This window comes from Streptomyces sp. NPDC058663 (assembly GCF_042716745.1).
Classification (GTDB): Bacteria; Actinomycetota; Actinomycetes; order Streptomycetales; family Streptomycetaceae; genus Streptomyces.
On the sequence record NZ_JBHXRV010000018.1, the window covers coordinates 55,804 to 63,582 of the forward strand.

Below are 7,779 nucleotides of genomic sequence, written 5' to 3' on the forward strand. Positions count from 1 at the left end.
CCGCCGTCACCCCCCCCCTGCCCCCCCCCCCCCTCCGCCCCCGCGCCCCCGCCCTAACCCACCGGGCCGGCTGCTGCACCCCCCGCCCGGCCCCCGCCCCTGCCGCAGCCCGCCCGATTTCAGGTCCGGCCGTTGAAAGCGTCCTTCAGCCGCGAGAACAGTCCCTGCTGTCCCGGCTGGAACTGGCCCTGGGGCCGCTCCTCGCCGCGCAGCTTGGCCAGCTGGCGCAGCAGGTCCTCCTGCTGCTGGTCCAGCTTGGTCGGGGTGAGCACCTCGACGTGCACGATCAGGTCGCCCCGGCCGCCGCCGCGCAGATGCGTGACGCCTCGCCCGTGCAGCGGCACCGACTGGCCCGACTGCGTCCCGGGCCTGATGTCGATCTCCTCGACGCCGTCGAGGGTCTCCAGCGGCACCTTGGTGCCGAGCGCGCCCGCCGTCATCGGGATGGTCACCGTGCAGTGCAGGTCGTCGCCGCGCCGCTGGAAGGTCTGGTGGGGCTGCTCGTGGATCTCCACGTACAGGTCGCCTGCGGGGCCGCCGCCGGGGCCGACCTCGCCCTCGCCCGCGAGCTGGATGCGGGTGCCGTTGTCGACACCGGCAGGGATCTTCACGGTGAGCGTGCGACGCGACCGTACGCGGCCGTCGCCGGCGCACTCCGGGCACGGCGTGGGCACGACCGTGCCGAAGCCCTGGCACTGCGGGCAGGGCCGCGACGTCATGACCTGGCCGAGGAACGACCGGGTGACCTGCGAGACCTCACCGCGGCCGCGGCACATGTCACAGGTCTGCGCGGAGGTGCCGGGGGCCGCGCCCTCGCCACTGCAGGTCGTGCACACCACGGCGGTGTCGACCTGGATCTCCTTGGTGGTGCCGAAGGCCGCCTCGTTGAGGTCGATCTCCAGGCGGATCATGGCGTCCTGGCCGCGGCGGGTCCGCGAGCGCGGTCCGCGCTGCGAGGCCGTACCGAAGAAGGCGTCCATGATGTCGGAGAAGTTGCCGAAGCCGCCCTGGCCGAAGCCGCCGGCCCCGCCGCCGCCCGACTGGGACAGCGGATCGCCGCCGAGGTCGTAGACCTGCTTCTTCTGCGGGTCCGACAGCACCTCGTAGGCGGCGTTGATCTCCTTGAAGCGCTCCTGAGTCTTCGGATCCGGATTGACGTCCGGGTGAAGCTCACGCGCAAGACGCCGAAACGCCTTCTTGATTTCGTCCTGGGAAGCGTCGCGGCGCACGCCGAGAACGGCGTAGTAGTCCGTGGCCACTTACGACTCCGCCAGGATCTGTCCGACGTAACGTGCCACTGCGCGTACCGCTCCCATCGTTCCGGGGTAGTCCATGCGGGTCGGTCCGACCACGCCTAGTTTGGCGACTGCCTCGTCGCCCGAACCGTAGCCGACTGCGACCACGGACGTAGAACTGAGTCCTTCATGGGCGTTCTCGTGCCCGATACGTACGGTCATACCGGACTCGGTCGCCTCACCGAGCAGCTTCAGCAGAACCACCTGCTCCTCCAGCGCCTCCAGAACGGGGCGGATGGTGAGCGGGAAGTCATGGCCGAAGCGGGTGAGATTGGCGGTGCCGCCGATCATCAGCCGTTCCTCGGTCTCCTCCACGAGCGTCTCCAGAAGAGTCGCCAGAACCGTCGAGACGGTTCCCCTGTCCTCCGGATCGAACGACTCGGGAAGTTCCTGCACCAGCTGCGGTACGTCGGAGAAACGGCGGCCGACGACCCGGCTGTTGAGCCGCGCCCGCAGATCCGCCAGAGACGTCTCGCCGAACGGCGCCGGGCAGTCGATCATGCGCTGCTCGACGCGGCCGGTGTCGGTGATCAGCACCAGCATCAGCCGCGCGGGGGCAAGTGAGAGCAATTCCACATGCCGCACCGTCGACCTGGTCAGGGACGGGTACTGCACGACGGCCACCTGCCGGGTCAGCTGCGCGAGCAGCCGCACGGTACGGGCGACGACGTCGTCGAGGTCGACGGAGGCGTCCAGGAAGTTCTGGATGGCCCGCCGCTCCGGCGTGGACAGGGGCTTGACCCCCGCCAGCCGGTCGACGAACAGCCGGTAGCCCTTGTCCGTGGGGATGCGCCCGGCACTCGTGTGCGGCTGGGCGATGAATCCCTCGTCCTCCAAGGCCGCCATGTCGTTGCGGACGGTGGCCGGGGAGACGCCGAGCTGATGGCGCTCGGTGAGCGCCTTGGAGCCGACGGGCTCCTCCGTGCCGACGTAGTCCTGGACGATGGCGCGCAGCACTTCAAGTCTGCGTTCACTGAGCATCGCGCACACCTCCAAGCCGTGTTGTTCCCTGGTGCGGGTCGGTCGGTCGTCCACGGGCGTGTTCCCCGCCGCCCCGCCTGGCACTCCCCGTGCACGAGTGCCAGCCACTGTCCGGGCCAGTGTACGGCGGCGGGGTGCCACCCGAACAAGGGCGACTGCTCACGCTAGCGTCACGGTATGGACTTTCAAGGGGAAGAGCCCGACGCGGACACGGACTGGGAAGGACTCGCTCCGGGTGTCGCCCGGCTCCGGCTTCCGGGCTGGGACGCCACTGTCGGCCTGGTGGCAGGGGCGCACGGGGCGCTGTTGTACGACACCGGCTCGACGCTGCGCGAAGGCGCCGGGATCCGTCGCGGGGCCGAGGCGCTGCTGGGCCGCAGAGTGACGCACATCGCGCTCAGCCATCCGCACTTCGACCACGTCCTGGGGACGGGTGTCTTCGCGGGGGCGGAGGTCTTCGCCGCCGCCGGCATGGAGACGCTCCTCACTTCGGAGCGCGAGTCGATCGCCGTCGACGCGGTACGCCAGGGAGTCGATCCGGGCGCCGCCGCCGAGGCCGCAGAACTGCTGACCGCCCCCCGGCACCTGGTGTCCGGCGAGCGCACCCTCGATCTGGGCGGCGGCCGCACCGTCCTGCTGGCCAGCCTGGGCCCCGCCCACAGCTCCCACGACCTGGTGGCCCTGGTGCCCGGCGTCGGCGGCGCCCCCGGGGTGGTCTTCTGCGGCGACCTGGTGGAGGAGTCGGGCGACCCGCAGGCGGGCCCCGACGCCGTCCCCGGGCGCTGGCCAGAAGCCCTGGACCGGCTGCTCGCGCTGGGCGGCGAGAGCGCGGTGTACGTCCCCGGCCACGGGGCCGCGGTGGACGCCGCCTTCGTCCGCGCGCAACGCGACACCCTGGCGGCCCGCTTCGGCGTCTAGGCGGGGCGTCCTCTGTGGCCGGGCGGGGGCGGATGGCTTCCGCGGCCGGGCGGCACGGGCGGCCTCCGGGCGCGGCCAGGGGGCGGGTGGCTTTCCCGGCCGGGCGGGCGCGGATGGCTTCCGGGCGCGGCCCAGGGGGCAGGTGCCGTGCCGCGGGCCGCTCCCCCGCCCGCCCCTGTAGCGTTTGGCAAATGCGCAGCTACAGCCCGGACTTCACCCCGCCCTGGAAGAAGTCGACGCCCGCCCCGGAACTCCCCGCCGAGCCCGACCTGGTGATCGAGGAGGTGTCCACCGGTTTCTGCGGCGCGGTGATCCGTACCGAGAAGACCGCGGAGGGCCCCACGGTGACCCTGGAGGACCGCTTCGGCAAGCACCGGGTGTTCCCCATGACTCCGGCCGGCTTCCTCCACGAGGGCAGGCCCGTCACCCTGGTCAGGCCGTCGGCCGGCGCCGCCCCGGCCCGTCCTTCCCGTACCGCCTCCGGCTCCCTCGCCGTCGCGCACGCGCGCGCACGCGTGGCCAGGGCGGGCCGTATCTACGTGGAGGGCCGCCACGACGCCGAACTGGTGGAGCGCGTGTGGGGCGACGACCTGCGCATCGAGGGCGTCGTCGTCGAGTACCTGGAGGGAATCGACGACCTCCCCGCGATCGTCGCCGGGTTCGCCCCCAGCGAGGGGGCCAGGCTCGGCGTCCTGGTCGACCACCTGGTGCCCGGCTCCAAGGAGTCCCGGATCGCCGCGTCGGTGACCGACCCGCACGTGCTGGTCGTCGGGCACCCGTACATCGATGTGTGGGAGGCCGTGAAGCCCTCCTCGGTGGGCATCCACGGCTGGCCGGTGGTGCCCCGCGGCCAGGACTGGAAGACGGGCGTGTGCCGCTCCCTGGGCTGGCCGGAGAACACGGGCGCCGCCTGGCAGCACATCCTGGGCAAGGTCCGCTCCTACCGCGACCTCCAGCCCGAGCTGCTCGGCCGGGTCGAGGAACTGATCGACTTCGTCACGGCACCGGCGCCGTAGTCCGCTTCAGTCCACCAGGTCCCGGACCACCGCGTCCGCCAGCAGCCTGCCGCGCAGCGTCAGCACCGCACGTCCCTCGGTGTAAGGACCGTCCTCCAGGAGCCCGCCCCTTACCGCCTTCTCCGCGGCGGCCAGCCCCGCGGGCTTCAGCAGTGCCAGCTCACAGCCCTCCACCAGCCGCAGTTCCAGCAGGATCCGTTCGACCCGCCGGTCCTCGTCCGACAGCACCTCGCGCCCGGCGCCCGGGGAGCGGCCGTCGCCGAGGGCCTGTGCGTAGGCCCCGGGGTGCTTGACGTTCCACCAGCGCACGCCACCGACGTGGCTGTGCGCACCGGGACCTGCCCCCCACCAGTCGGCGCCCCGCCAGTACAGCTCGTTGTGCAGGCAGCGGCCGGCGTCGGACGTGGCCCAGTTGGACACCTCGTACCAGGAGAAACCGGCCGCGGACAGGGCCTGCTCGGTCATCAGGTAGCGGTCGGCGTGCACGTCGTCGTCGGTCATCGGGACCTCGCCGCGCCGGATCCGCCGGGCCAGCTGAGTGCCCTCCTCGACGATCAGCGCGTACGCGCTGACGTGGTCGGGCCCCGCCCCCACGGCCGCGTCCAGGGACGCCTGCCAGTCGGCGTCCGACTCCCCGGGCGTGCCGTAGATCAGGTCCAGGTTCACATGGTCGAACCCGGCGGCCCGCGCCTCCGCGACGCACTCCTCGGGACGGCCCGGGGTGTGCGTACGGTCCAGGACCTTCAGTACGTGCGGCCGGGCGCTCTGCATGCCGAACGACACCCGGTTGAAGCCTCCCTCGCGCAGCTCCGCCAGGTACGCAGGGTTCACCGACTCCGGATTGGCCTCCGTCGTGACCTCGCAGTCCTCGGCCAGGCCGAACTCGTCGCGGATCGCCCCCAGCATCGTGACGAGATCACCCGCGGGAAGCAGCGTGGGCGTGCCCCCGCCGACGAACACGGTCCGCACCGGCCTCGGGTCGTCGCCCAGGACCTTGCGCGCAAGGCGCACCTCCTCCACGAGCGTCGCCGCGTAGTTGTCGCGGGAGGCGAGCGCCCCGCCGGAGCCGCGCAGCTCGGTCGCGGTGTAGGTGTTGAAGTCGCAGTAGCCGCAGCGGGTCGCGCAGTAGGGAACGTGCAGATAGAACCCGAGGGGCCGCTCCCCCGCCCCCCGCAGCGCGTCGGGAGGCAGCGCCCCGTCCTCGGGCATGGGCTCACCGTCAGGCAGTACAGAAGGCATGCCCCCATTGTCCGCCCTCTGGCCCAAAGCTCCGGCCACCGGGCCCGGCCTCCGTCCCGGCCCCGCCCGCTACTCCGCGCGCAGGACCAGCAGGGCCAGATCGTCGTCCGGCGGCTCGGCGTCGAAGGCGTGCACCGCCCGGGTGATCCGCTCCGCGACCCCTTGTGCCGACAGCCCCACGCAGCCCGCCAGCACCTCCGCCAGCCCGTCGCCGTCGTCGAACATCACCCGCCCGCTGCGCCGCTCCGTCACTCCGTCGGTGACGCTCAGCAGCGACTCCCCCGGTGCCAGCACGAACGTCTCGCTCTCGTACACGGCGTCGTCCAGCACCCCGAGCAGCACACCAGGACGGCCCGCCGCCCGCACCTCGCCGTCCGGCCGCAGCACCAGCGGCAGGGGGTGTCCGGCGCTGGAGACCGTGCAGCGCACCCCGCCGCCCTCCGCCGCCGGAAGCGGCACCAGCTCCCCGTACAGCATCGACAGGAAGCGGGCCTGCGGGCCCTCGGGGAGCTCCTGGCCGCCGGCTGCGGCGACCAGCCGGGCCGCGGCGTCCGCGGACTCGGTCGCGTCGTCGAGCAGCAGCCGGTTGAGGCGGTCGAGGACCTCCGCGACCTGGTAGCCCTCGCGTGCGAGCAGCCGCAGCCAGGGCCGCACCAGCCCGGTGACCACGGCGGCCTCGGGGCCGTTTCCCTGCACGTCGCCGAGCGCGAAGCACCAGCGGCCGTCCGCCGGGTGGAAGATGTCGTAGAAGTCGCCGCCCGCCAGCCCCTCGCCGCGGGGCTCGTAGACGAGGGCGCTGGCCACGCCGGGGATCTCCGCGACCCTGCTGGGCAGCAGGGCCCGCTGCAGGACGTGGGAGATGTTGGCCTGCTGGGTGTAGCGGCGGGCGGCGCCGACGGCCAGCGCGACCCGGCGGACGAAGTCCTCGATCAGGCAGGTCACCTCGTCGGGGATGCGGTCGATTCCGGCCCGGCCCAGCATCAGGATGCCGACCCTGCGCCCGCCCACCACCATCCGGCAGGCGAGCACCGCACCGGCGCCGCCACCCTCCGCCGCGGCCGGCCACGGCAGTGGCACGGGTCCGCCGCGGGCCGAGTCCGGCAGCCGGGGCGGCTCCTTCTCCAACAGGGCCCGCAGCTCTTCCGTGCAGGCCTCGTGTGCGTGCCAGACCCGGGCGAGCCGCGGCTCCGCGGCCGGCCCGCCGCCCTCCGGATCGAGCCATACGGCACACCAGTCGGCCAGCCGGGGCACCAGGAGCTGCGCCGCCAGTGCGACCACCATGTCCTGGTCGAACTGTCCGGCCAGCAGGTCGGAGGCCTCGGCCAGGAACGACAGGGCCCCCCGGTTGATCCAGTCGGGGTCCTTCTCGCGGCCCGTCCGCCGGGGCAGCGGGGCGAGGAGCTCGGCAGTGAGCAGTCCGCGTCTGAGGGCCTGCTCGGAGGTGAGGGCACTGCGGCCGGCCCTCTGTGCGTCCGCCGTGGCCGACGGCTGCTGCCAGTTCTCCAGGGTAAGGGCGGCCCAGACGGTCTTGAGGCCGGTGCGGTAGGTGACGCCCCAGCTCTCGGCGAGTCCGGCGACGAGGTGCAGGCCGCGACCGTGCTCCGGGGCGCCGCTCCTCTCGCGGCGCTGCGGCTGGTGGTGCACCACCCGGGTGGGGTGGTGGTCGGAGACCTCCACGACCAGGACGGTGGCGTCGCCCCGGGCATCCGGCCGGTCGATGCGGCACACGAGCTCGACGGTGGTGCCGGCGTGCACCACCGCGTTGGTGACGAGTTCGTTGACGACCAGGGCGGCGTCGTCGGCGAGCCGGCCGGCGATGCCGTCGTCGCCCGGCAGCAGGGCGGTGCCCGTCCAGTCCGCGACGGCGGCCCGGACGAATTTCCGCGCGGCGGAGGGCGCCAGTGCGTTCCCGGGCAGGCTCGTGCGGGCCTCGGACTGGATCTCGTACCTCCCGGCCTGCGGGGCGGTCTCACGGGCGCCTTCGTCCCGCTGGGTCGGAATGAATGTCACGGTGCGGCTCCTGACCGTTGTCGCAATGCGCCGCTGACGACAACCAGGGTGACAGAACGAGCCCGTCCATAAGCACCGAGTCACCGAAGTGGGTCACAATGCGCCACGAACGAGCCACCTCGTACGCCCGGGGAACCCAGGTGCGCACGCACGGGCGACAGGGGGCCGCCGGCTTCACCGGCAGGGTGCGGAAACAGCGGTGGGGGGGGGGGGGGGGGGGGGGGGGGGGGGGGGGGGCCCCCCCCCCCCCCCCCGGGGGCGGGGGGGCCACGGGCCCCCCGCGACGCTCCACGGGAAGGTGGGGTTGGGTGGAAGCGGAG

Annotated in this window: 6 protein-coding genes; 2 read left to right on the top strand and 4 right to left on the bottom strand. The window is 73.2% G+C overall.

From position 1 onward, the window contains the following. Nucleotides 1–119: 119 nt before the first annotated feature. Complete coding sequence (gene dnaJ, locus ACFWVV_RS15480; RefSeq protein ID WP_384341751.1) at nt 120–1,259, bottom strand: molecular chaperone DnaJ; 1,140 nt, start codon at nt 1,257–1,259, stop codon at nt 120–122. Beyond that, on the bottom strand, nt 1,260–2,276 hold the full coding sequence (hrcA, locus tag ACFWVV_RS15485; RefSeq protein WP_384342181.1) for a heat-inducible transcriptional repressor HrcA: 1,017 nt from the start codon (nt 2,274–2,276) through the stop codon (nt 1,260–1,262). 177 nt (nt 2,277–2,453) lie between these two features. On the opposite strand from hrcA, the gene ACFWVV_RS15490 reads away from it, so the two are divergent. Next, nucleotides 2,454–3,194, top strand: a complete 741-nt coding sequence (locus tag ACFWVV_RS15490; RefSeq protein ID WP_384341753.1) for an MBL fold metallo-hydrolase — start codon at nt 2,454–2,456, stop codon at nt 3,192–3,194. A gap of 191 nt (nt 3,195–3,385) precedes the next feature. Beyond that, nucleotides 3,386–4,210, top strand: a complete 825-nt coding sequence (locus ACFWVV_RS15495; protein WP_384341755.1) for a DUF3097 domain-containing protein — start codon at nt 3,386–3,388, stop codon at nt 4,208–4,210. Nucleotides 4,211–4,216: 6 nt separating this feature from the next. Here ACFWVV_RS15495 and hemW read toward each other — a convergent pair whose 3' ends face one another. Together hemW and ACFWVV_RS15505 are read right to left on the bottom strand one after the other, a co-directional pair. Continuing rightward, nucleotides 4,217–5,449 (bottom strand): radical SAM family heme chaperone HemW, encoded by a 1,233-nt coding sequence (hemW, locus tag ACFWVV_RS15500; RefSeq protein ID WP_384341757.1) that lies wholly within the window; start codon nt 5,447–5,449, stop codon nt 4,217–4,219. A gap of 69 nt (nt 5,450–5,518) precedes the next feature. Beyond that, nucleotides 5,519–7,459: a SpoIIE family protein phosphatase gene (locus ACFWVV_RS15505; RefSeq protein ID WP_384341759.1), complete on the bottom strand. Its 1,941-nt coding sequence runs from the start codon at nt 7,457–7,459 to the stop codon at nt 5,519–5,521. Between the last annotated feature and the right edge of the window lie 320 nt (nt 7,460–7,779).